Origin of the sequence: Sphingobium ummariense RL-3 (genome assembly GCF_000447205.1) — a bacterium.
Classification (GTDB): Bacteria; Pseudomonadota; Alphaproteobacteria; order Sphingomonadales; family Sphingomonadaceae; genus Sphingobium; species Sphingobium ummariense.
In genome coordinates this window covers 67,842-89,625 of sequence record NZ_AUWY01000074.1, presented here as the reverse complement: position 1 = coordinate 89,625, position 21,784 = coordinate 67,842, and the positions used below count along the sequence as shown (strand labels likewise).

The 21,784-nt window shown below is 65.0% G+C and carries 26 protein-coding genes and 1 tRNA gene; 15 read left to right on the top strand and 12 right to left on the bottom strand.

All coding sequences use genetic code 11. The features are described 5' to 3' along the window. Positions 1 to 13: 13 nt before the first annotated feature. Positions 14 to 1,903, top strand: coding sequence for a phage tail protein (locus tag M529_RS35200; protein WP_021317946.1), 1,890 nt, complete (start codon positions 14 to 16; stop codon positions 1,901 to 1,903). A 961-nt stretch (positions 1,904 to 2,864) separates the two neighbouring features. On the opposite strand, the gene M529_RS0124595 is transcribed toward M529_RS35200, so the two are convergent. Both M529_RS0124595 and M529_RS35195 read right to left on the bottom strand, forming a co-directional pair. Next, a complete protein-coding gene (locus tag M529_RS0124595; RefSeq protein ID WP_031294948.1) occupies positions 2,865 to 3,227 on the bottom strand; it encodes a hypothetical protein in 363 nt (120 codons plus the stop codon). A gap of 1 nt (position 3,228) precedes the next feature. Further along, positions 3,229 to 3,507: a hypothetical protein gene (locus M529_RS35195; protein ID WP_021317944.1), complete on the bottom strand. Its 279-nt coding sequence runs from the start codon at positions 3,505 to 3,507 to the stop codon at positions 3,229 to 3,231. Positions 3,508 to 3,791: 284 nt separating this feature from the next. On the opposite strand from M529_RS35195, the gene M529_RS35190 reads away from it, so the two are divergent. Beyond that, entirely contained in the window at positions 3,792 to 4,145 is a 354-nt protein-coding gene (locus tag M529_RS35190; RefSeq protein WP_021317943.1) for a hypothetical protein, read from the top strand. A 1-nt stretch (position 4,146) separates the two neighbouring features. Next, on the top strand, positions 4,147 to 4,785 hold the full coding sequence (locus tag M529_RS35185; RefSeq protein ID WP_021317942.1) for a hypothetical protein: 639 nt from the start codon (positions 4,147 to 4,149) through the stop codon (positions 4,783 to 4,785). A 149-nt stretch (positions 4,786 to 4,934) separates the two neighbouring features. Here M529_RS35185 and M529_RS35180 read toward each other — a convergent pair. Both M529_RS35180 and folK read right to left on the bottom strand, forming a co-directional pair. Continuing rightward, positions 4,935 to 5,010 (bottom strand) — tRNA-Lys (locus M529_RS35180). A 43-nt stretch (positions 5,011 to 5,053) separates the two neighbouring features. Then, a complete protein-coding gene (gene folK, locus M529_RS35175; protein ID WP_031294947.1) occupies positions 5,054 to 5,566 on the bottom strand; it encodes a 2-amino-4-hydroxy-6-hydroxymethyldihydropteridine diphosphokinase in 513 nt (170 codons plus the stop codon). Between the two features lie 23 nt (positions 5,567 to 5,589). Here folK and M529_RS35170 point away from each other — a divergent pair, with 23 nt between their 5' ends. Next, positions 5,590 to 6,246, top strand: coding sequence for a uracil-DNA glycosylase (locus M529_RS35170; protein ID WP_021317940.1), 657 nt, complete (start codon positions 5,590 to 5,592; stop codon positions 6,244 to 6,246). 22 nt (positions 6,247 to 6,268) lie between these two features. On the opposite strand, the gene M529_RS35165 is transcribed toward M529_RS35170, so the two are convergent. From M529_RS35165 to astD, 6 genes are all read right to left on the bottom strand, one after another. Continuing rightward, on the bottom strand, positions 6,269 to 7,054 hold the full coding sequence (locus tag M529_RS35165; RefSeq protein ID WP_021317939.1) for a phosphoadenylyl-sulfate reductase: 786 nt from the start codon (positions 7,052 to 7,054) through the stop codon (positions 6,269 to 6,271). Continuing rightward, positions 7,047 to 7,487: a DUF934 domain-containing protein gene (locus tag M529_RS35160; RefSeq protein WP_021317938.1), complete on the bottom strand. Its 441-nt coding sequence runs from the start codon at positions 7,485 to 7,487 to the stop codon at positions 7,047 to 7,049. Before M529_RS35160 ends, M529_RS35165 begins: the two co-directional genes overlap by 8 nt. Further along, entirely contained in the window at positions 7,480 to 9,111 is a 1,632-nt protein-coding gene (locus M529_RS35155; protein ID WP_021317937.1) for a nitrite/sulfite reductase, read from the bottom strand. Before M529_RS35155 ends, M529_RS35160 begins: the two co-directional genes overlap by 8 nt. Before the next feature lie 2 nt (positions 9,112 to 9,113). Beyond that, a complete protein-coding gene (locus M529_RS35150) occupies positions 9,114 to 9,410 on the bottom strand; it encodes a DUF2849 domain-containing protein (protein ID WP_021317936.1) in 297 nt (98 codons plus the stop codon). Further along, positions 9,407 to 10,195: a uroporphyrinogen-III C-methyltransferase gene (cobA, locus tag M529_RS35145; RefSeq protein WP_021317935.1), complete on the bottom strand. Its 789-nt coding sequence runs from the start codon at positions 10,193 to 10,195 to the stop codon at positions 9,407 to 9,409. Before cobA ends, M529_RS35150 begins: the two co-directional genes overlap by 4 nt. 116 nt (positions 10,196 to 10,311) lie before the next feature. Beyond that, complete coding sequence (astD, locus tag M529_RS35140) at positions 10,312 to 11,745, bottom strand: succinylglutamate-semialdehyde dehydrogenase (protein ID WP_021317934.1); 1,434 nt, start codon at positions 11,743 to 11,745, stop codon at positions 10,312 to 10,314. Between the two features lie 219 nt (positions 11,746 to 11,964). Here astD and M529_RS35135 point away from each other — a divergent pair, with 219 nt between their 5' ends. From M529_RS35135 to M529_RS49905, 3 genes are all read left to right on the top strand, one after another. After that, a complete protein-coding gene (locus M529_RS35135) occupies positions 11,965 to 12,180 on the top strand; it encodes a hypothetical protein (protein ID WP_021317933.1) in 216 nt (71 codons plus the stop codon). A gap of 112 nt (positions 12,181 to 12,292) precedes the next feature. Next, complete coding sequence (locus M529_RS50570; RefSeq protein WP_021317931.1) at positions 12,293 to 12,418, top strand: hypothetical protein; 126 nt, start codon at positions 12,293 to 12,295, stop codon at positions 12,416 to 12,418. A gap of 2 nt (positions 12,419 to 12,420) precedes the next feature. After that, complete coding sequence (locus M529_RS49905; RefSeq protein ID WP_021317930.1) at positions 12,421 to 12,585, top strand: hypothetical protein; 165 nt, start codon at positions 12,421 to 12,423, stop codon at positions 12,583 to 12,585. Here M529_RS49905 and M529_RS35125 read toward each other — a convergent pair. Then, entirely contained in the window at positions 12,580 to 13,971 is a 1,392-nt protein-coding gene (locus M529_RS35125; protein ID WP_021317929.1) for a protein adenylyltransferase SelO family protein, read from the bottom strand. The genes M529_RS49905 and M529_RS35125 overlap by 6 nt on opposite strands. A 37-nt stretch (positions 13,972 to 14,008) precedes the next feature. Here M529_RS35125 and M529_RS35120 point away from each other — a divergent pair, with 37 nt between their 5' ends. The 8 genes from M529_RS35120 (at position 14,009) to M529_RS49995 (ending at position 20,910) form a co-directional block, all read left to right on the top strand. After that, on the top strand, positions 14,009 to 14,878 hold the full coding sequence (locus tag M529_RS35120) for an alpha/beta fold hydrolase (protein WP_021317928.1): 870 nt from the start codon (positions 14,009 to 14,011) through the stop codon (positions 14,876 to 14,878). Beyond that, on the top strand, positions 14,871 to 16,013 hold the full coding sequence (locus M529_RS35115; protein WP_021317927.1) for a glycosyltransferase family 4 protein: 1,143 nt from the start codon (positions 14,871 to 14,873) through the stop codon (positions 16,011 to 16,013). Before M529_RS35120 ends, M529_RS35115 begins: the two co-directional genes overlap by 8 nt. Positions 16,014 to 16,105: 92 nt before the next feature. Continuing rightward, positions 16,106 to 17,509 carry an NAD(P)H-dependent flavin oxidoreductase gene (locus M529_RS35110; RefSeq protein WP_021317926.1) on the top strand — a complete coding sequence of 468 codons (1,404 nt, stop codon included), beginning with the start codon at positions 16,106 to 16,108 and terminating at the stop codon, positions 17,507 to 17,509. Next, the gene (locus M529_RS35105; RefSeq protein WP_021317925.1) at positions 17,509 to 17,721 is read left to right on the top strand and encodes a DUF2093 domain-containing protein; all 213 of its coding nucleotides are present in this window, start codon (positions 17,509 to 17,511) and stop codon (positions 17,719 to 17,721) included. Before M529_RS35110 ends, M529_RS35105 begins: the two co-directional genes overlap by 1 nt. A 502-nt stretch (positions 17,722 to 18,223) precedes the next feature. After that, positions 18,224 to 19,336, top strand: coding sequence for an S-(hydroxymethyl)glutathione dehydrogenase/class III alcohol dehydrogenase (locus M529_RS35100; protein ID WP_021317923.1), 1,113 nt, complete (start codon positions 18,224 to 18,226; stop codon positions 19,334 to 19,336). A 17-nt stretch (positions 19,337 to 19,353) separates the two neighbouring features. Continuing rightward, a complete protein-coding gene (locus M529_RS35095; protein ID WP_021317922.1) occupies positions 19,354 to 19,737 on the top strand; it encodes a VOC family protein in 384 nt (127 codons plus the stop codon). Between the two features lie 5 nt (positions 19,738 to 19,742). After that, positions 19,743 to 20,579, top strand: coding sequence for an S-formylglutathione hydrolase (gene fghA / locus M529_RS35090; RefSeq protein ID WP_031294946.1), 837 nt, complete (start codon positions 19,743 to 19,745; stop codon positions 20,577 to 20,579). Between the two features lie 181 nt (positions 20,580 to 20,760). Further along, complete coding sequence (locus tag M529_RS49995; RefSeq protein WP_021317920.1) at positions 20,761 to 20,910, top strand: hypothetical protein; 150 nt, start codon at positions 20,761 to 20,763, stop codon at positions 20,908 to 20,910. Between the two features lies 1 nt (position 20,911). Here M529_RS49995 and purU read toward each other — a convergent pair whose 3' ends face one another. After that, positions 20,912 to 21,751 carry a formyltetrahydrofolate deformylase gene (gene purU, locus M529_RS35085; RefSeq protein WP_031294945.1) on the bottom strand — a complete coding sequence of 280 codons (840 nt, stop codon included), beginning with the start codon at positions 21,749 to 21,751 and terminating at the stop codon, positions 20,912 to 20,914. Positions 21,752 to 21,784: the final 33 nt, after the last annotated feature.

Here is a 21,784-nt window from a genome sequence, read left to right as displayed (position 1 = left end):
GGAGCGCAGGGGCGTGGCATTCGTCAAGAAGCTCGTCGCGCTCGTCGCGATTGCTGCGCTGACTTACTATACCTTCGGCGCCGGGGGCTTGGTCGCATCAGGTGCCTTGGGCTCTGGCTTTCTTGGCGTGGCGATCGGATCGGTCATCGTCGCCGCCGGCACCTACATCATTCAAACCGCCCTGGTGGGTTCTGGTCGCGCGCCCAAGATGGATGCCGGTAAAGTCACCGTCCGCATTCCCGACCCGCCACGCTGGCTTCATTGCGGTCGCGCCCGTTCCGGGGGCGGCGTGGTCTTCGGTGAGTTCGATGGCGAGGGCCGATTTTGGTATGTCGTGATCCATAGCGACGAGATCCTGCACGCTCCCTATAGCTACTTTCTGGACGACGAGCCGGTGACGCTGGGCAGCGACGGCTATGTCCAACAGGCCGCGTTCCGCCTGAAGACGAACAAGGACCGCGACCCTGCGGACTTCGACGGACAGGGCAGGGGCTACATCAGAATTTGGACGACGACCTACAGCGCGACCGATCCGGTTCCGCCCCGCATTGCCGCGTTGGATGCGGCCCTCGGAACTCTGTGGACGCCGGATCACAAGCTGGTCGGGACGACCTTCTCGGTCGTGTGTTTGGACGCCATCCCAATCGAGCATCGCTACAAAATCTATCGTTGGCGCGGACCATTCGGGATGGGCGAGCCCGCCTTGAGCGTCGTGGGCGACTGGAGCAGCGCCTATGATCCGCGCGACCCGACCCAAACGCTCGGTAACCGATCGACCTACAAGCCAACGCGTAATGCGGCCCTGATATGGGCATGGTTCCGCACGCATCCCTTTGGGCGCGGAAAGGCGGAGACCAGCATCAATTGGGATCGCATCGCAGAACAGGCCGACATCTGCGATCAGGACGTGGAAGGCATCGAGGGCACGCAGAAGCGCTATGAGGCCGGCGTCGCAATCGTAGACAGCAAGCGCCGCGCCGACGCGGAGCGCGAAATCCTACTGTCATGCGATGGGCAACTAGTCTTCGATGAGGATGGCAAATCATGGGTCCGGGTCGGACATTGGTATGAGCCCACCCTGTCATTTTCGCGCAACCGGGACATCATGGCGATGTCCAGTGTCGAGCCCCAAGACGGCGAGAGCGAGACGCAAGGGGTGATCGTGAATTATATCGAGCCGGATGCGAATTATACTGCCCAGCCATCGGCTGCCTGGCTGAACCCACTTTACTACGACTCCCTCACCACACCGAAATTCCTCACGGTGGATGTTCTCGCGTGCGCCAATCATAATCAGGCCATGCGGCTGGCTAAAGCGATCGGCATGCGTTCTCAGCCCCGGCACAAGATTACCCCCGTGGTGAATCTCCGTGGCTTGCAGGCGCGGCATGAACGCATCGTCACAATCAATTATGACAACACCTTTGCCGGCGATTATGAGATCGCCACCCCTGTCGAGCTGGACGGGGCTGGCATCTTTACCGGCTTTGGGGCCGTGCCTGTCACGGAGAACCGATGGACGCTCCTCCCCGGCGAAGAGCAGCCCAAGCCTGTGGTGGACGGGTCAGCCGGAACCGTATCGTTCCCGGCCATCACCGGGGAAATCGTCTCTGTGTCCGAAGGGACGATCAAGATAGAATTCCCCGCCCCTCCCCGATCGGACGCGACCTACGTCGCCGAATATATCCTGACATCCGACATCACTGGCGATGAAAATGACCCGTGGCGGCCGATGTCGATCAACATAAACACGGCAGTCAGTGTGCCCGTGCCGAACGGGGAATATACTGTCCGCTATCGTTATGTCGTGGGATCGGGCGCCGGGCCTGCGTGGGAATATTCCACGGCCTCTGTGGATACCGAGATCGTCTATGATGGCGGCGACGCCGAAACGGAGGTCTGATGCCTACCGAAGACGACTCTGTGATGGAAAAGGAATGATGGATGATCAGTTAGCGCGGCGGGACCCGAACGCAGCGCAGGAGCCGGGAGGGGTTTCCTCGTCTCCCTCCCGGTTCCGACTCTCCAGATTTGGAGGACAACGTGCAGCGGTTTTGTAAACCGGCGCACATTCAGTCATTCCTAAGTTTGGATCGACGATCGACGCATCCGCTTGCTGAAGGCGCGCTTGAGCCTCCGCAGTTCGCCGGGCCGCCACGACAGCAGCCGACGCGACTTACGCGAGAAGGCGTCCACCTCATCCCCGCCCTTTGAACCGCGATTACCCATCATGGCGAGCATCCCTGCATGGCCCAGACTTTGGGGACCCCATCACTATAGCGCAAGAGGATTAAAGCTACAGTATCCTGCTCCGCTATCTGACGATAACCGCCGTGAAACGATCTGGAGTTGGCTCCATCGATTCAAATGATAGCCGGAGTTTGAAAGGGTGATGTTCTGATTTAGTGGCATAAAAATGACGATAAGTGTAGTTACCTCGGCCAGTAGCGGACCACGATGGGGCCTGAGAACCTATCGGACCGATAGTGATATCAAGAGGAAGATTTCTTTTCGCATGGGCATCTCTCAGCTCAACCTTAAACACCGTCTCCATCGTCTCGTAATCGAGACTATCCGATTCATACACTATCAAGCCGCTGCGAGGGCGCACCACCTCTGCACTATAACATCTCCATGGCTTGGAAGAAGGATTGTCGAACCCGACGAATACCCTCACCCAGCCTTCGCCGCCGCCCGATTCCAAGCTGCAGCTTATGATAGGCCGCTCTCCCTCGCGTCGCGCACGGCGTTCCGATCCGGACAGGTAAAGCGCCACCAAGCTCGCCAATACGGACCCGATGCCGGAAACCCAGTCCGCAACCGATCCCCAGGTGATGTTTGTCGGGATCACCTGTCGCCAATCATCAGCGACCGATATCTGATTCACGCACGGAGAAGCGTTCAACCTCAAATTCGGGACCGCCGCTGGCTGCGATCATGTCGCGCCATTGATCGCTTGAATACGGCCCCACAGCGGGCTCGCATTCGACGAAAATCTCGTTGACGCTTCCAGCCTTTGGCTCTGTGGTTGCAGTTCCAGTCTCTGGGTGGTCCAGGCGCCACCAAACCGCCCTGACGATCATGTCTTCGCCATAGGGTCGTGGTTTGTCGCTGCGCTGCACGGAGATGTAATCGCCCACGCGAGGGAGAACAGCAGCCGTGAAGTTAAGCGAGTAATCAGGCGCAAGACGGCCCGGTTCGCGTATTACTAGCACGAAGTTCAGCATGCTATTTCCCCTCGCTACCAATATCCATATGACCGCCTTCGCGGCCCGCATGATCCACAAACGAAATGCGGCTGACGAAACCCTTTTCGGTTTCGCGATTGCGCTTGCGTGCGCTGATGAAGATGGGAGCGGCAAGGTTTATCATCGGGTCCAAGCCTTCTTTCTCTGACTCGATGTGAAGCCAAGTGCCGTCTTGCCCGATAACCTTGATTGAACTGAGAATCTGTTCGTCGGTGGTCCCCCACGTCAGCCAATATTCGGTACCCGGTTCAAAAATCATCCGAGTTTCTCCCTGAGAATGGCCCGAACCGCCTCTGGTCGGGTTGCGTAACCATCGGTCGGATCGACGTTGGCCTCAATCCAGGCGTCCAATGCTGCTAGCAAATCCGGTTGAAGGCGAAGGTGGAGAGACTCGCCTTTGCCAGTGGGCTTAGGTCCGCGTCGGCGCGGTACCACAGTTTCTTGCATCGCCATGGTTATCATGGTACCACGGTGGCGGGCCGAAGGAAAGTTGGCGCTTTCCCCGGCCCTAACCGCAACCCTTGACTGAGAAGGGCCACAGCTATGTCCGAACTACACAGTTCGCGGCGCGATGTCATGCGCGCGCTCGCCTTCCTACCAGCCGCTATCTCCGTCCCCGCCGCCGCTCAGGGCGTGGGGTTGGTCTGCGCCCAGACCCTAGATCCAGCTCGAAAATATCTCGCGATCGAAGCGGCATTCAATAACGGCGGCTCGTCCGAGGAGGAATTTACCGCCGCGCTTGATGCACTCGACGACTGGCAACCACGCGACGCCACAGGCTTCCTGCGCAAATTCATCGCAATGTTCGGGGATAATCCCGATTGGGACGGATTCCCTTCGGATCACCGGCTGCTGCTTCTCTTCGAAGACGCCCGCCGTCTAGCGGGGAGGGCGTAACATGGGCATGATGCAGCACCCCAACACGCTCCCGCCCATGCCTGCCGTGCAGCGCATCCTGCTCCGCTACGCCCGGCATGACCGGGAATCTCTGGAGGCGTTCCTGTCGCTGGCCATTGACTTTCTCGACCTGCTGGACGGCGATCCGGACCTGGAGAACGGCAACGACGCGGAGGACGATTTCGTGCTGTCCGCATATGCACTGGCCAGCGCCAGCGATACGCCCGGCTGCGCGGTGAGCGAGCCGGATTCGGCAACTTACATCGAATGGCACACACGCGGCTCGCACAAGCTCAGCAGAGGCGGTGGCGAACTGCTGGCCCGCGACGCATATGGCAACGCCCTTCATGAGGATGACGAGAATGACGATCCTGCGGAGGACGACGATCCGGGCGGCGGCAATGTCGAGGATGAGCCGCAGATGGGAGCGGGGGAGGACTATTATCCCGAGAAGCCTCGCTATGGCGTCGACCAGTCAGCCGGCGCGATCAATGCCGACGTGATCCGCATGCGCCACCATCTGAACGAGCAGCTCGCAGAACTGGAGGCATCCGGCTCGCATGAATATGCCCGACAGATTCGCAGCCGCCTCACCGCGCTCGACAAGCGGGAGGCTGTCCTGGCCGCGAACGAGAACTGACCAACCGCAACCACTGGTGGAAACCTACCCCTGCTTCGGCGGGGGTTTTCTTTGCTGGCTATCTTGCGGACACCACGCGGACATTGATCTCGTAAGCCGTGTCCGCAAGTCGGTGATAGGCTGTACCGCACTGAAAAATAGACATATTTTGGTGAGCCCTGCTGGATTCGAACCAGCGACCTACTGATTAAAAGTCAGTTGCTCTACCGACTGAGCTAAGGGCCCCTGAGGCGCGGTGCGCTCGCCCTAGAGGCGGCGGCCGTCGCGGTCAACCTCCCTGACGCGACTTCGGCCTCGGCTTGCGCAGCCGGTGTCGCAAATGCCGGACGGAACGGCCGGTCAGCGGATCGCGCCACGCCGGCGCCACCGCCGCGAGCGGGGTCAGCACGAAATCCCGGCCGCGAAAGGCGGGGTGGGGGATGGTCAGCGCCTTGCCCTGCCACAGCCCGCCCGACCACAGGATGATGTCGATGTCGACCGTGCGCGCGCCCCAGCGGCGCTGCCGCCGCCGTCCCAGCGCGCTTTCGATCCGCTGCAACGCCGCCAGCATCGCCTGGGGCGGCAGCAGGCTCTCCAGCACCAGCGCGGCGTTGACATAGCGGCGCAGGGAAGGGCCGACGGGATCGGTCACGACCAGCGGCGACCGGGCCAGCACCCGGCCGTGCGCTGCGATCTCCCCCGCCGCCGCTTCCACCAGCCGCGCGGGCGACAGCCGCGCCGACAGGGCACGGTTCGATCCCAATGCGATGGCGTAGCGATGTCCTGCTCTTGTCCCGGCCATGAAAGGCCGCCTATCTGCTGCGCATGATGCTGGAAAGTCCCCTGCCGCAAAGCGAGCCGCCCCATGATTGTCCGCGCTGCCCCCGTCTCGTCGCGCTACGCCAGGAATGCCGGGCGGAATTTCCCGGCTGGTGGAATGCGCCGGTGCCCGCTTTCGGCGATCCCGAAGCGCGGATCGCGATGATCGGCCTCGCCCCCGGCAAGCATGGCGCCAACCGCACGGGGCGGCCCTTTACCGGCGACCATGCCGGGGTGCTGCTGTTCGAGACGCTGGCGAAGTTCGGGCTGGCCGAGGGGCAATATGAAGCCCGCCCCGACGACGGTCTCGTCCTGCGCGACTTCATCATCGTCAATTCGGTCAAGTGCCTCCCGCCCCAGAACAAGCCGACGCCGGAGGAAATCCGCACCTGCCGGCCCTTCCTGGCGCAGGCGGTGGATATGCTGCCCCGGGCGCGGGTGTTCATCGCGCTCGGCCAGATCGCCCACCAGTCGGCCGTGAAGATACTCGGCGGTAAATTGCCCAAGGCCCGTTTCGCGCACATGGCGGAACATCGCATGCCCGATGGACGCATGCTGATCGACAGCTACCACTGCTCCCGCTACAACCAGAACACCGGGCGTCTGACGCGCGAGATGTTCGAGGCGGTGTTTGCCCGCGCCGTGGAGCTGGTGCGGGCCTGACAAAGCCCAGGGCTGCGATCGGTCAGAACGCCGGCTGGTTGGCTGGATCGTCGGGATCGGCCACCGGGATCGGCGACACCGGCGAATGGATGCCGCATTCCACCTTGTCCCAGCCGCGCCAGCGCCCCGCACGCGGGTCTTCGCCCGGCAGGACCTTGGACGTGCACGGCTCGCAGCCGATCGACAGATAGCCCTGCGCCTCCAGCGGGTGACGGGGCAGGTCGTGCGCCGCGAACCAGGCTTCCAGGTCCGACTTGGTCCAGTCGCCCAGCGGATTGATCTTCAGCCGGCCGTCCTCGACCTCGAAGCGCGGCAGGTTCTGCCGCGTCACGGACTGGAATGCCTTGCGGCCCGAAATCCAGGCGTCCAGGCCATCCTTGGCGCGCTTCATCGGCTCGACCTTGCGGATCTCGCAGCAGCCGTCTGGGTCGTAGGACCAGCGCAGGCCGGTCTCGTCCTTCTTCGCCAGCACCGCCGCGTCGGGCGTCACCGTCCGGCTGTCCGTGAAGCCCAGGCGCTTGATGAGCGTATCGCGATAGTTCAGCGTTTCCGCGAACATTTTCAGCGTGTCGACAAAGATCACCGGCACGCTCGGGTCGGCCTTCGCCACCAGGTCGAGCAGCACCGCGCTCTCCGTGCCGAAGGAGGAGACGACCGCGACCTTGCCCGCCAGCCCTTCGGCGAACACCGTCCGCAGCATCGTCAGCGTGTCCACCCCCTCGAACCGCGCGTTCAGCGCGTCCGCATCCGCCTGGGTGAAGGCGGGGCGAGCGTCTATGACGTCCAGCTTGCGGGCAGGCTCAGCCATCTGTTTTCTCCGGGTGCCGCTTCGCCCAGACGGGGCTGCGGCCATCGACGCTCTTCTGATAGACGTCGGCATAACGGGTGAGGGCGCGCTCCACAGCGGCATCGTCCAGCGGCTTGTCCGGCCGGAAGCTGTCGAAGCCGCAGCGGCGCATCGCGACGATCTGGTCCACCAGCACGTCGCCCACCGCGCGCAGCTCGCCCTGATAGCCGGCCTCGCGCAGGATGCGGGCGGCGCTGTAGCCGCGTCCGTCGCCGAAACCGGGGAAGTTCACTTCCACCAGCGCCAGCCGATCGAGGCAGGGCAGCAGCTCGCGTGCATCCTCGCCCGGCTCGATGCGGACGGCGGTGGCGTTGGACTGGCCGGTGAAGGCTTCGACCGTGACGGCCGGCTCCTGCGCGGCCTCGCCTTCGCGAAAGGACAGGAACTCAGCCATAGATCGCCTCCTTGAACGGCTTCATGCCGATCCGGCGATAGGTGTCGAGAAAACGCTCCCCCTCCTGCCGCTCGGCGAGATAGAGGTCGGTGACCTTCTCGATCGCATCGACCACGCCGTCCTCGGAGAAACCGGGGCCGGTGATCTGGCCGACGCTGGCATCCTCCGCGCCCGATCCGCCGAGCGACAGCTGGAAATTCTCCACGCCCTTCCGGTCCACGCCCAGCACGCCGATATGCCCTGCATGATGGTGGCCGCAGGCGTTGATGCAGCCGGAAATCTTGACCTTCAGCTCGCCCAGCTCGGCCTGACGGTCCTGCGCGGCGAAGCGCTCCGACAGCTTCTGCGCCAGCGGGATCGAGCGCGCATTGGCGAGGCTGCAATAGTCCAACCCGGGGCAGGCGATGATGTCGGTGATGAGGTCCAGATTGGCCTCCGCCAGACCCGCCTCGTCCAGCTTCTGCCAGACGGCGTACAGGTCCGCCTTCCTTACATGCGGCAGGACCAGGTTCTGCGCATGGGTGACGCGCAGCTCGTCCAGGCTGTATTGCTCGGCCAGCGCCGCCACCAGCTCGATCTGCTCGGCCGAAGCGTCGCCGGGAATGCCGCCGCGCGGCTTCAGGCTGATGTTGACGATCGCATAGCCCGGCGCCCGGTGCGCCACGACCTGTCGGTCGACCCACAGGGCGAAGGCGGGATCGCTGCGGTCGATCGCATCGCTCAGGCCCGTCTCATAGTCCGGCCCGGCGAAATGCGCGCGGATGCGATCCAGCTCCTCAGTCGGCGGGTTGAGGCCCAGCGTCCGCATATGCGCGAACTCTTCCTCCACCTGCCGCTTATATTCCTCGACGCCCAGCTCGTGGACCAGGATCTTGATCCGCGCCTTGTACTTGTTGTCGCGCCGGCCATGGCGGTTATAGACCCGCAGGCACGCCTCCAGATAGGACACGATCTCGTCCTCGGGCACGAAGTCGCGGATCTGCGGCGAAACCATCGGCGTACGCCCCATTCCCCCGCCGGCATAGACCTCGGCCCCGATAGCGCCGTCGCGCTCCACCAGCTTCAGGCCGATGTCGTGCAGCCGCATCGCCGCCCGGTCCTCTTCCGCCGCGATCACGCAGATCTTGAACTTGCGCGGCAGATAGGTGAATTCCGGGTGGAAGCTCGACCATTGGCGCAGCAGCTCGGCCCAGGGGCGGGGGTCCGCCACCTCGTCGGCGGACACGCCGGCATATTGGTCGGACGAGATGTTGCGGATGCAATTGCCGCTGGTCTGGATGGCGTGCATCTCCACGCCCGCCAGCTCCGCCAGGATATCGGGCGCATCGGCCAGCTTGATCCAGTTGTACTGGATGTTCGTGCGCGTGGTGAAGTGGCCATAGCCCTTGTCATATTTCCGCGCGATCTCGCCCAGCTTGCGCATCTGCCGCCCGGACAGCGTGCCATAGGGGATGGCAACGCGCAGCATATAGGCGTGCAGCTGCAGGTAGAGCCCGTTCATCAGCCGCAGCGGCTTGAACTGGTCCTCGGTCAGCGCGCCGGTCAGGCGGCGCTGCACCTGGTCGCGGAATTCGTCGACGCGGGCCTCGACGATGGACTGGTCGTAATTGTCGTAGCGATACATGTTCAGATCACCCAGTTGCCGGCGTCGGCATCATTCGGTTTCAGCGTCAGGTCGGGGCGCACGGTCGGGCCGAGCGCGCGGATGCGGTCCTTGATATGGGCGGGGCGCACGCCTTCGTCGGTGACGGTCGCGTCGATCACATAGGGCGCGACGACCCGCAGCGCGGCTTCCTCGGCGCGGGCCAGTTCGTCGCCGCGCTCGCCGACATCGACCGCATCGCCGACCAGCCGCGACCAGCCATCGCCCGCCCACCAGACGACATCCCCGGTCACAAGGTCATTGCCCGTCAATATCTTCACGAACGCATCTCCGATTCCCTTTCAACCTGCGCGGCCCAGCCGGCCATCACATCGCGCGCATTCGCCAGCGCCGCCACCTCGCCGACCACGATCAGCGCGGGGCTCTTCACCGCCTCGCGCGCCACCATGTCGCCCAGGTCCGCCAGCAGCGTCCGCAGCACCCGCGCGTCGGCGCGCGTACCCTTCTCCAGCACGGCCACCGGTATGCCCGGCGCCACGCCGTCGGCGATCAGCTTGTCGGCGATGTCGGCCGCCGTCGCCACGCCCATGTAGATAACGAGCGTCCGGCCCTTGCCCGCCAGCCCGGACCAGTCCTGCTCGGTCAGACCCTTGCACTGCCCCGCGACGAAGCTCACCGCGCTCGAAGCGGCGCGATGGGTGAGGGGGAGCTGCGCCTGCGCCGCGCTTCCCAGCGCCGCGCTGATGCCCGGCACCACCTCTACCGGAACGCCCGCCGCGCGGCAGGCGTCCACTTCCTCGCCGCCGCGGCCGAAGATGAACGGATCGCCGCCCTTCAGCCGCACCACGCTGCGCCCCTCGCGTGCCAGTCGCACCAGCAGGGCGTTGATCTCGTCCTGCGGCATCGAATGGCGGCTGCGCTGCTTGGCGACCGAAATCCGCTGCGCATCCGGCCGGGCCATCGCCAGCACCTCCGGCGATACCAGCCCGTCATGCACGATCACCCCCGCCGCCGCGATCAGCCGCGCGGCGCGCAGGGTCAGCAACTCGGGATCGCCGGGACCGGCACCGACCAGGTAAACGGTTGCAGGGGCAGAGGAAGCCATGGTCGGCACATGGCGAAAGCGCGCCTCGACTTCAATTCAGAATGCGTTGGTGGCCCCTAAGGAAATGTTTGATTAGCGGGAAGGTAGAGAAAGCACAAACGGCATCGTTGGCTCTCTCAATCCCCCATCGCGCTGGTGTCGATGTCCTTCAGCCCGACGCCAATGGACGCCCGCGGCTGCTCGATCTCGGCCGACACCACCGGATAGGCGCAATAATCGGCCGCATAATAGGCGCTCGGCCGATGGTTGCCCGAAATGCCCACTCCGCCGAAGGGTGCGGAGGAGGACGCGCCGTTGGTTGGCCGGTTCCAGTTGACGATACCGGCGCGGATGTTCGACCAGAACTGGCTGTATTGCTCGGGCGACCCGCCGATCAGCGATGCGGACAGGCCGTAGCGGCTATTGTTCGCCTCGGCGATGGCGCTCTCGAAATCGGGCACGCGCACCACCTGCAGCAGCGGACCGAACAGCTCGACATCGGGCCGTTCCTGCATCGCCGTGACGTCGATGATCGCGGGCGTCAGGAAGGGGCGGCCCTTGACCGGCCGGACCATATGCTTGATCGGCCGCCCGCCGTTGCTCATCAGGTAGAGGAAGCTTTCGGTCAGTCCGTCGGCGGTCTCGTTATCGATCACCGGCCCCATATAGGGCGCGGGCGTGGCGTGGGGATGATCGACGATCAGCCGGTCGGTGATCTTCTTCACTTCGGTCAGGAGGGTATCGGCCAGGCTGTCGCGCACGATCAGCCGGCTCGCCGCCGTGCAGCGCTGGCCGGATGTCATGAAGGCCGACTGGATGACGATCGCCGCCGCGGCGCCGATTTCCGGCGTGTTCCAGACGACGATCGGGTTGTTGCCGCCCATTTCCAGCGCCAGGATCTTGCCCGGCTGCGCGGCGAACTGGCGGTTGATGGCGATCCCGGCCTGCGCCGAACCCGTGAACAATATCCCGTTGACGTCGGGATGGGCCGCCAGCGCCTTGCCTTCCTCCACCCCGCCCAGCAGCAGCCGTACCGCGTCGCTGGGCACGCCCGCCTCATGATAGAGCCGGACCAGCATCTCGCCGACGGCGGGCGTCTTTTCTGACGGCTTGAACACCACCGCATTGCCCGCCAGCAGCGCCGGCACGATATGCCCGTTGGGCAGGTGCGCGGGGAAATTATAGGGGCCGAGCACCGCCATCACGCCATGCGGCTTGTGGCGCAGCGATTGGCGCGCGCCCATGGCGGCATCCAGCCGCTTCTGCCCCGTGCGCTCGGAATAGGCGGCGACCGATATGTCGACCTTGCCGATGACGGACGCCACCTCGCCGCGCGCGTCCCACAGCGGCTTGCCGGTCTCGCGCGCGATCAGGTCGGCCAGCGCATCCTCATTGGCCCGAACGACGTTGACGAAGCGGCGCAGCGCCTCAATGCGATAGGCGATGGGTTGCGACGCCCATTTCGGCCAGATCGCCCGCGCCCGCGCGACCTCCGCGGCGACGTCGCCTGTCTTGCCCTGCCACAGCTGTGCGCCGGTGGCGGGCTCGAAGGAAATCAACGCTGCGGACATGGCAGCGGATATGGCCGAAAATGGTTAAGGAAAAAAGAGGCATGGGACGGACGGTCGCCCGCTTGCCCCTTGGCACGCCTGCCGAAAGCCATTTCCAAACTTTCCCACGACAATCCGGCCCCGACCTGTTAGGATGTGTGCATTGCGCGAACCATGCCGCAAGCATTCGCCGTAACTGAGAGACCATTGCGCTCCCGCTTGCCAGCCGCGGAGCCTTCGATGGATGACTTGAATTATTTGCTGAAGCGCGAGCAGGAAGAATTGCTGCGAGCGCAGGATTGCGCCTGCCCCGCCGAACGCCGCACCCACCGCAGCCTCGCGAAGCGCTATGCCCGGCGCATCCGCCAGCATCCCTTGCCCTATCGGTCGGATCGCGCCGACGGCACGGCATCCTTCAATCCGCATCCGTTCGGCGGCGAAGGAGAACATGCATGAGCCGCGTGATCCATGTCGACGCCACCGCGGGGCAGATCGACGCGCTTTGCGAGAAGAACGGTTTCCGGCTGTCGGTGGTGAGCCGTTGCTGTCTGGCGGCTTCAGGATCGTGATGCTCGACAGCCGCGACTGCGATTCCTTCCGGTCGCTCATGAAGGGCAAGCTGATTTCCGGCTCGGTAACGCGATCGTCCCAGCATATCGCCCGGCAGCCGCCCGCTTCCTCCTATCGGCGCTGATCATGGAACGCTTCGAATATCTCGACCGGCGGCGGCAGGCGGCGCTGAACCAGGCGGTCGTTGCCGACTGTGCGAAGGAACGGGGGCGGCTGGAGGATCTGGCCCGTGCCTATTCCAAGATCATCGGCGTCCTGAAGAGAGAGGCGGATTCGCAGGCGGGCTCATGAGGGGAGAATTGCGTGGGCTTCGCTCATGCGCCTGACCGCCGCCACCTTGGCGTGGAGCGGTTCCCAGTCTTCTCCCTTGTCGATGGCGCTCCAGATCGCCTCGACCTCCTCGATGTGCATCGAACAGGGCGCTGCATCCGCCCAATAGGGGTGGTCCTTCGCCCCCGGCATCGGCTTTGCTCCGGCGACCGCTTCCCGGAACGGCGTCCACGCCTCCCCGGCATAGCTTCCCACATCCCGCGCGACGCCGCCCCGCCAGTCGTGGAAGAAGCGGTCGATCTGTGTCCCGGTTTCCATCATGCCTCGGACCGCCGCCTGGACCATCTCCCCGGCATCCGGCCCCGCCGCCACGCCCAGCCGCGCGCAGAAGCGCCGTGTCACCGCCTGGCCGTACAGTATGGGAAAGTGCTCCAGTTCCGCGATCAGCGGCTCGGCCTCCGTCAGCGTCCGCAGGGACACGGCGAGCTGCGCCACGTCCCAGTGGATCGCTTCCGCCTGCCGCCCGAAGGCGTACAGCCCCGCATGGTCGAAATAGGCGGCGGTGAAGCCCGGATCCCACAGCGGCGTGAAACGCCAAGGCCCATAGTCGAAGCTCTCGCCGGTGACGTTGATATTGTCGCTGTTCAGCACACCGTGCACGAACCCCGCGACCATATAGCTTGCCGCCAGCTCCGCTGTCCGCTCGACCACCCGGCCCAGCAGCTGCGCGGGCGGATTGTCGCCGGGCGCCTCGCGGTACAGCCTGGTCAGCGCATAGTCCGTCAGCCGCTCCATCAGCGCCTTGTCCTCGCGATAGGCCGCGCGCTGGAAGGATCCGATGCGGATGTGCGAATGGCTGAGCCGCACGAGCACCCCCGACCGGGTAGGGGACGGCTCGTCATTGCGTTCCAGCGCCTCGCCGGTCTCGATCAGGGAGAAGGTCTTGGAGGTGTCGACCCCCAGCGCCTCCAGCATCTCGGTCGCCAGTATCTCGCGCACACCGCCCTTCAGCGTCAGTCGCCCGTCGCCGAACCGGCTGTAGGGTGTCTGCCCCGAACCCTTGGTGCCCAGGTCCAGCAGTCGTCCGTCGGCATCGCGCAGCTGCGCGAACAGGAATCCGCGCCCGTCGCCGATGTCGGGATTATACTGCCGGAACTGGTGCCCGTGATAGCGCAGCGCCAGCGGCTGCGGCAGCGATCCCTCCATCGGCGCGAAACGCCCGAAATGGCGGACCCATTCCTCGTCCGTCAGCGCGCCCAGCCCCACCGCCGTTGCCCAGCGCTGGTTGCGGAAGCGCAGGATCGCCTGCGGGAAATCGGCCGCCGCCACCGGGTCGGCGAAATCGGGCTGCAGCGCCGGAATTTCGTTGGCAGGGACAAATGTGAAAGGTTGCAGGGGCTCGCGCATAGGGCGATATGGGGTGCGCACAGCGGAAGGATCAAGCTTGAGCGGCTATAGCGACGGATATTGGTGGTCCCCCGACGGCCTTCGGCTGCATTATCGCGACTATGCGGGCGGGGATGACGGCAGACCGCCCTTGCTCTGCCTTCCGGGGCTCACCCGCAACGCACGCGATTTCGAACCGCTCGCTGCCCGGCTGGCGGGCGACTGGCGCCTGATCTGCCCGGACATGCGCGGCCGGGCGGAAAGCGCCCAGGCGAAGGACGCGATGAGCTATGTCCCGCTCACCTACCTGCAGGACATCGGCCGCCTGCTCGCGGACCTAGCCGTCCAGCGCTTCGTGGCGATCGGCACCTCGCTGGGCGGCATCATCACCATGCTGATCGCGGCGACCCATCGCGAATGGCTTGCCGGCGCGCTGCTCAACGATGTCGGCCCGACGCTGGAGGAGGCGGGGCTGGCGCGCATCCGCACCTATGTCGGCGTCGGCCAGTCGCACCTCAGCTGGGTCATGGCGGCCCGCGCGCTGGAGGAGGCGAACCGCGACGTCTATCCCCATTACGGACTGGAGCAGTGGCTGGCGATGGCCAAGCGGCTCTATCGTCTCAACAGCGCCGGCCGGATCGTGCTCGACTATGACATGCGCATCGCCGAGCCGCTGCGGGTCGCCGGGGAGCAGGCGGGGGTCGACATGTGGCCGGTAATGGCCGCCTTCCGCGGCATACCGACCCTGCTGCTGCGCGGCGAGCGTTCCGACCTGCTGAGCGACGCGACGGCGCAGCGCATGGTGCGGGAGATCGGTGGGGGCGCGGAACTGGTGACGGTGCCGGGTGTCGGCCATACTCCCGTGCTCGACGAGCCGGAGGCGGCGGCCGCCGTCGACCGTCTGCTCGCCCGCGTTCTCCATGGCTGATCCCAACGGGCGGCCGCCCCGGCTGCTGCACGTCCATGGCAGCTTCACCCTGGGCGGCAAGGAAGCGCGTGCCATCCGCCTCATGAACCTCTGGGGCGACCGCGCGCATCACAGCATCGTCTCCGCCGCGCCCGACGCGATGGGCGCGCGCGCCGCGATCGACCCCGCCGTTCCCGTCGATTTTCCCGATGCGCCGCCGATGGCCGGCAAGCCGGGCATCCGGCGTTTCCGTGATATATCTAACTTCTTGAAATCATTCGATTTAATACTCACCTATAACTGGGGCGCGATGGACGCCGCAATGGCGCATCGACTGTCCGCCTCGCTCTGCGCCTTGCCGCCCCTCATCCATCATGAAGACGGCTTCAACGCCGACGAGGCCGACGGCCTGAAACCCCAGCGCAACCTCTATCGCCGCATCGCCCTCCAGCGGGCGCATGCCCTGGTCGTCCCCTCGGTACGACTGGAGGGCATAGCGCGCCAAGTCTGGAAACAGCCCGCGCAAAAGTTGCACCTGATCCGCAACGGCGTCCCCGTTGACCGCTACGCCGAGCCCCCGCCACCCGACGCCATCCCCGCCCTGCGCCGCACCCCCGGCAAGCTGCTGGTGGGGACGCTGGCGGGGCTGCGCCCGGTGAAGAACATCCCTAGGCTGGTCCGCGCCATCGCCCCGCATCGCGACCGGCTGCAGCTGGTCGTGGTGGGGGAGGGGCCGGAGCGGGACGCGATCGTCGCGGCGGCGCGGGACGCCGGCATGGACGATCTCTGCATGGCCGGCTTCATGACCGATCCCTGGCGCTTCATCGGCCTGTTCGACATCTTTGCCCTCTCCTCCGACAGCGAACAGTTCCCGATTTCGCTGGTGGAGGCGATGGCCGCCGGCATGCCGGTCGTCTCAACCGACGTCGGCGATGTCGCGAACATGGTCGCGCCGGAAAACCGGCCCTTCGTGGTGCCCGACGAAACGGGGCTCTCGACGGCGCTCGGCCTTCTGGCTGCCGACGCCGATCTGCGCGCCTCGCTCGGCGAAGCCAACCGCCGCCGCGCCGCGCGCGACTTCACGGAGGCGGCGATGGTCGACGCCTATGCTGCACTCTACGGCACGGCACTGGCACATCCCGATATTTTCCGCTAGGGCGCGCGAAAATTCGTCATTGGCGCCGAAAACTGCTATAGATGGGTTTTATGCGGCTTGGGGAAGTCGCGGCTAACATGCAGGAGATTTCTTTGTTCAAGGGTTTGAAGCCCATCGTCTATGGCGGTCAGGAAGTCTGGCCGCTGGTTGAGGGTGGCAAGGGCGTCGCGGTTTCCAATCATGAGAGTTCGGGCGCCTGGGCAGCTGCCGGCGGCATCGGTACCGTCTCCGCGGTCAATGCCGACAGCTACGACAGCTTCGGCAATGTCATTCCCCAGATCTACCATGGCCGCACCCGCCGCGACCGTCATGAGGAGTTGATCGCCTACGCCATCGACGGCGCCGTCGAGCAGGTGAAGCGCGCCTTCGAAATCGCGGGCGGCAAGGGCGCGATCAACATCAACGTCCTGTGGGAAATGGGCGGCGCCCAGCGCGTCCTGCACGGCGTCCTCGAAAAGACGAAGGGCATGGTGGCCGGCGTGACCTGCGGCGCGGGCATGCCCTACAAGCTCAGCGAGATCGCCGCCTCCTACGGCGTCAACTATCTTCCCATCGTCAGCTCCGGCCGCGCCTTCCGCGCGCTCTGGAAGCGGGCCTATTCCAAGGCGTCCGAATGGCTTGCCGCCGTGGTCTACGAAGACCCCTGGCTGGCGGGCGGCCACAACGGCCTCTCCAATGCCGAGGATCCCAAGCAGCCGCAGGATCCCTATCCCCGCGTGAAGGCGCTGCGGGAGACGATGCGGGAAGGCGGCATTTCGGACGAGGTGCCGATCGTGATGGCCGGCGGCGTCTGGCACCTCAAGGACTGGAACGACTGGATCGACAATCCGGAGCTGGGCGCGATTGCCTTCCAGTTCGGCACTCGTCCGCTGCTGACGCAGGAAAGCCCGATCCCTCAGCTCTGGAAGGAACGGCTGATGCAGCTGGAGCCCGGCGACGTGCTGCTTCATCGCTTTTCGCCCACCGGCTTCTACAGCTCGGCGGTCCGCAATCCCTTCCTCCGCCAGCTGGAGGCGCGTTCGGAACGGCAGATTCCCTTCAGCACCGAGCAGGCGGGCGACCACACCCACCAGCTCGATGCTGGGGTGAAAGGCAGGAACTTCTGGGTTACCCGCGGCGACCTGCTGCGTGCCCGCGAATGGGTGGGGCAGGGCTTCACCTCCGCGCTCAAGACGCCCGACAACACCCTGGTGTTCGTGACGGAGGAAGAGAAGGCCGAGATACGCAAGGACCAGACCGACTGCATGGGCTGCCTCTCCCAATGCGCCTTCTCCAGCTGGATGGACAGCGAGACCAACTCGACCGGCCGCTTGGCCGATCCGCGCAGCTTCTGTATCCAGAAATCGCTGCAGGAAGCGGTGCACGGCGGCGATCTCGATAAGAACCTGCTGTTCGCCGGCCATGGCGCTTACAAGTTCAAGCAGGATCCCTTCTATTCGAACGGATTCGTGCCGACCGTGAAGCAGCTCGTCGACCGCATCCTGACCGGCGACTGATGGCGGACATTCAGGGCCTTGCGGAGCTGCATTACGACACTCCGCATTTCGAAGTGATCCGTCCCGGCCAGTTCGTGCTCTGCGCCGTGTCGGGCGAGCGGATCGATCTGGAGGATCTCGTTTACTGGAGCGCGGAGTTCCAGGAGGCCTATCGCGGCCCGGAGGAAGCGACCCGGTCCTTCCTCCGTCACCGGGGGGCGGGTTTTCGCTAACGGCGGATACCGGCCCAGGCGGCTCTTATTATCGCATCGTTCGTTTTCAACATCCATCCCTTGTCAGTTCGTCGCATGTGCGGCGCGCTCCGGCGACGCTTTGCTGTTCCTTGCCGGAGAAAACTGATGTACTCTCGGATTAAGGCGTCAGAACGAGAACGCCCTGGGGATGGAAGGATGTTGTGCGATGTCTCGGATTGATATCTTCGGTGATCGTATCTGTATCGTGACGAGCCTGCTGATCGTAGGCTGGTTCCTGTATAACGCCATCGCCTGAGCCGCGTTTTCCCTGGGCGTATGCGCCTCGGCCGGGGCCGGCGGAATATCGGTTGCCGGTCGCGAACGGCGATCTTCGCCGTTCCGCCATCCTTCGTTCCGGTCGCTGTTCCACGGCTATGATTGCCTGATCCTGTTCCGCCCGCTGGCTTTTGCCGGAGGAGGCGATAGAAGGCGCGTGACGGGCTGCCCGGCCGCAGCCCAAACGTCCTGGAGGAACGACCCCGTGAAGACCCGCGCAGCCGTAGCCTTTGAAGCGAAGAAGCCCCTGGAAATCGTCGAACTCGACCTGGAAGGCCCCAAGGCGGGCGAGGTTCTGGTGGAGATCATGGCGACCGGCATCTGCCATACCGACGCCTATACGCTCGACGGCTTCGACAGCGAGGGCATCTTCCCGTCCGTCCTGGGTCATGAGGGCGCCGGGATCGTGCGCGAAGTGGGATCGGGCGTGGTCTCGGTGAAGCCCGACGACCATGTGATCCCGCTCTACACGCCCGAATGCCGCCAGTGCAAAAGCTGCCTCTCGGGCAAGACCAACCTCTGCACCGCGATCCGCGCGACCCAGGGCAAGGGGCTGATGCCCGACGGCACCACGCGCTTCAGCTACAGGGGCCAGCCGATCTTCCACTATATGGGCTGCTCGACCTTCTCCAACTTCATCGTGCTGCCGGAAATCGCGGTCGCGAAGATACGGGAGGACGCGCCGTTCCAGTCCAGCTGCTATATCGGCTGCGGCGTGACCACTGGCGTGGGCGCGGTCGTCAACACGGCGAAGGTGCAGGTGGGCGAGAATGTCGTCGTGTTCGGTCTGGGCGGGATCGGCCTCAACGTCATCCAGGGCGCGAAGCTGGCGGGTGCAGGCCGGATCATCGGCGTGGATATCAATCCCGACCGGGAGGAATGGGGTCGCAAGTTCGGCATGACCGACTTTCTCAATTCCCGTGGCCTGTCGCGCGAAGAGACGATCGCCCGCGTGCTGGAACTGACCGACGGTGGCGCCGACTACAGCTTCGACTGCACCGGCAACACCGAAGTCATGCGCACCGCGCTGGAGGCGTGCCATCGCGGCTGGGGCACCTCGATCATCATTGGCGTGGCGGAGGCGGGGAGGGAGATTTCGACCCGCCCGTTCCAGCTGGTCACCGGCCGCAACTGGCGCGGCACCGCCTTTGGCGGGGCCAAGGGGCGCACCGACGTGCCGAAGATCGTGGACTGGTACATGAACGGCAAGATCCAGATCGACCCCATGATCACCCATGTCCTCTCGCTTGAGGAGATCAACAAGGGATTCGACCTGATGCATGCCGGGGAAAGCATCCGCAGCGTCGTAGTCTTCTGAAGGAAAAGGGCAGGGCGATGTTCAGCCATGTGATGGTGGGTTCCAACGATATCGAGGCGTCCAGGACCTTTTACGATGCGATCTTCGCTGTCGCCGGCGCGAAGCCGGGCAGGACGGACCCGAAGGGCCGCCTGATCTATGCGCATGACGGCGGGCTCTTCATGGTTACGCAGCCGATCGACGGCCAGCCGGCCTGCCATGCCAATGGCGGGACGATCGGTTTCGCCATCGCGTCGCCGGAGCAGATCGACGCCTGGCACAGCGCAGGCGTGGCGGCTGACGGCAGGAGCTGCGAGGATCCTCCGGGCATCCGCGAGAGCGGCGTTTTCGGAAAGCTCTATCTCGCCTATCTGCGCGACCCCGCCGGGAACAAGCTCTGCGCGCTGTATCGCTACCCATGATGGGACTGGAGCAGGTTTCGGGCGCCAAGGCCTTTGGCGGCATCCAGGGCGTCTATCGCCATGCCTCGCGAGAAACGGGGACGGACATGACCTTCTCCGTCTATGTGCCCCCGCACGAGGATGGCGCGCGGCTGCCGGTGGTCTGGTATCTCTCCGGCCTCACCTGCACCCATGCCAATGTGACGGAAAAGGGCGAGTTTCGCGCCGCCTGCGCGCAGCTGGGCCTGATCTTCGTCGCACCCGACACATCGCCGCGCGGCGAGGGCGTGGCGGACGATCCCGACGGCGCGTGGGATTTCGGCCTGGGGGCGGGCTTCTATGTCGATGCGGCGCAGGCGCCTTATGCCGCGCACTACCGTATGTGGAGCTATGTCACGGAAGAGTTGCCCACCCTTATCGGCGCGCATTTTCCAGCCGACATGGACCGCCAGTCGATCATGGGTCACTCCATGGGGGGCCATGGCGCGCTCACCATCGGCCTGAACCATCCGGACCGCTACCGGGCCGTGTCCGCCTTCGCGCCGATCGTCGCCCCGTCACAGGTGCCCTGGGGGCAGAAGGCGCTTTCTGGATATCTGGGCGACGACCATGCCGCCTGGCGCCGCCACGACGCTGTGGCATTGATCGAGGACGGCGCGCGGGTTCCCGCGCTGCTCGTCGACCAGGGCGAAGCCGACGGCTTCCTGGAGCGCGAGCTTCGCCCTGACCTGCTGCGCGCGGCCTGCGCGGCGGCCGGCATCCCGTTGGAACTGCGGCTTCAGCCCGGCTACGACCACAGCTATTATTTCATTTCCACCTTCATGGCGGATCATCTGCGCTGGCATGCCGATCGGCTGCGCTGATCTATCATCCTCCCAAGCAAACCTATTTTGCCGATAGCGGCGGGATGGCGCATGAAGGCTGCGAGCGTTTCGCTCCGCGGCTTTTGAAGGATGTCAGCTTGCTCCGCGTCACCAACGGCTAAAGCGCACGGGTCCCAGGCGACGACGCCCGGTTTCGTGTTCCCTTGCACAGGAGAAGACGATGAGCCGCAAATCCCTCCGCCAGCAGCGCCGCGCCGAAGAGCGCGACCGCGTGCACATTCCCCATTATTCCTGTTCGCGTATCGAACGGCCCGCTTCGGCCGCCGCGTCGATCGCCCCGGACGATTTCTGGGCGCGGCTGGGGCTGTAGCTCAGCGGAAGACCACGGTCTTCCCGCCGTTCAGCAGCACCCGCCGGTCGGCCAGCCAGCCGACCGCGCGGGCCAGCACCTGCGCCTCTATGTCGCGGCCGATGCGGATCATGTCCTCGGGCGTGGCGCGATGGTCCACGCGCTCGACCGCCTGCTCGATGATCGGCCCCTCGTCCAGGTCGGCGGTCACGAAATGCGCCGTCGCGCCGATCAGCTTGACACCGCGCTCATGCGCGCGGTGATAGGGGCGCGCGCCCTTGAAACCGGGCAGGAAACTGTGATGGATGTTGACGCAGCGCCCTTCCAGCCTCTGCACCAGTTCTTCCGACAGCACCTGCATGTAGCGCGCAAGGATCAGATAGTCCGACCACGTCCGTTCGAAGATCGCGGCCAGCGCCTCCTCCTGGGCGGCCTTGTCGCCATTGGGCGGCAGTTCGTGGAATGGGATGCCCTGCCATTCGGTGATCCGGCGCATGTCGGGATGGTTGGACACCACGCCCATGATGTCGATCGCCAGCGTGCCGGTCTGCCAGCGATGCAGCAGATCGGCCAGGCAGTGCGAACCCTTCGAAACGGCGATCAGCATGCGCGGGCGATCGGCGGCGGCGGTGATCTGCCAGTCCATGCCGAATTCCCCGCCCACCGTCGCGAAATCCTCGCGTAACCGGGTTGTGGTGCCGATCCGCTCGTCGGTCGCCTCGAACGCCACGCGCATGAAGAATCGGCCGGCGTCTCGGTCGGCATATTGCTGGCTGTCGGTGATGAAGCCGCCTCGCTCGGCCAGGAAGCGGCTCACCGCCGCGACGATGCCCACCCGGTCGGCGCACACCAGCGTCAGCACCCAGGACGGGACGTTCGAACCCTGCACCCATGC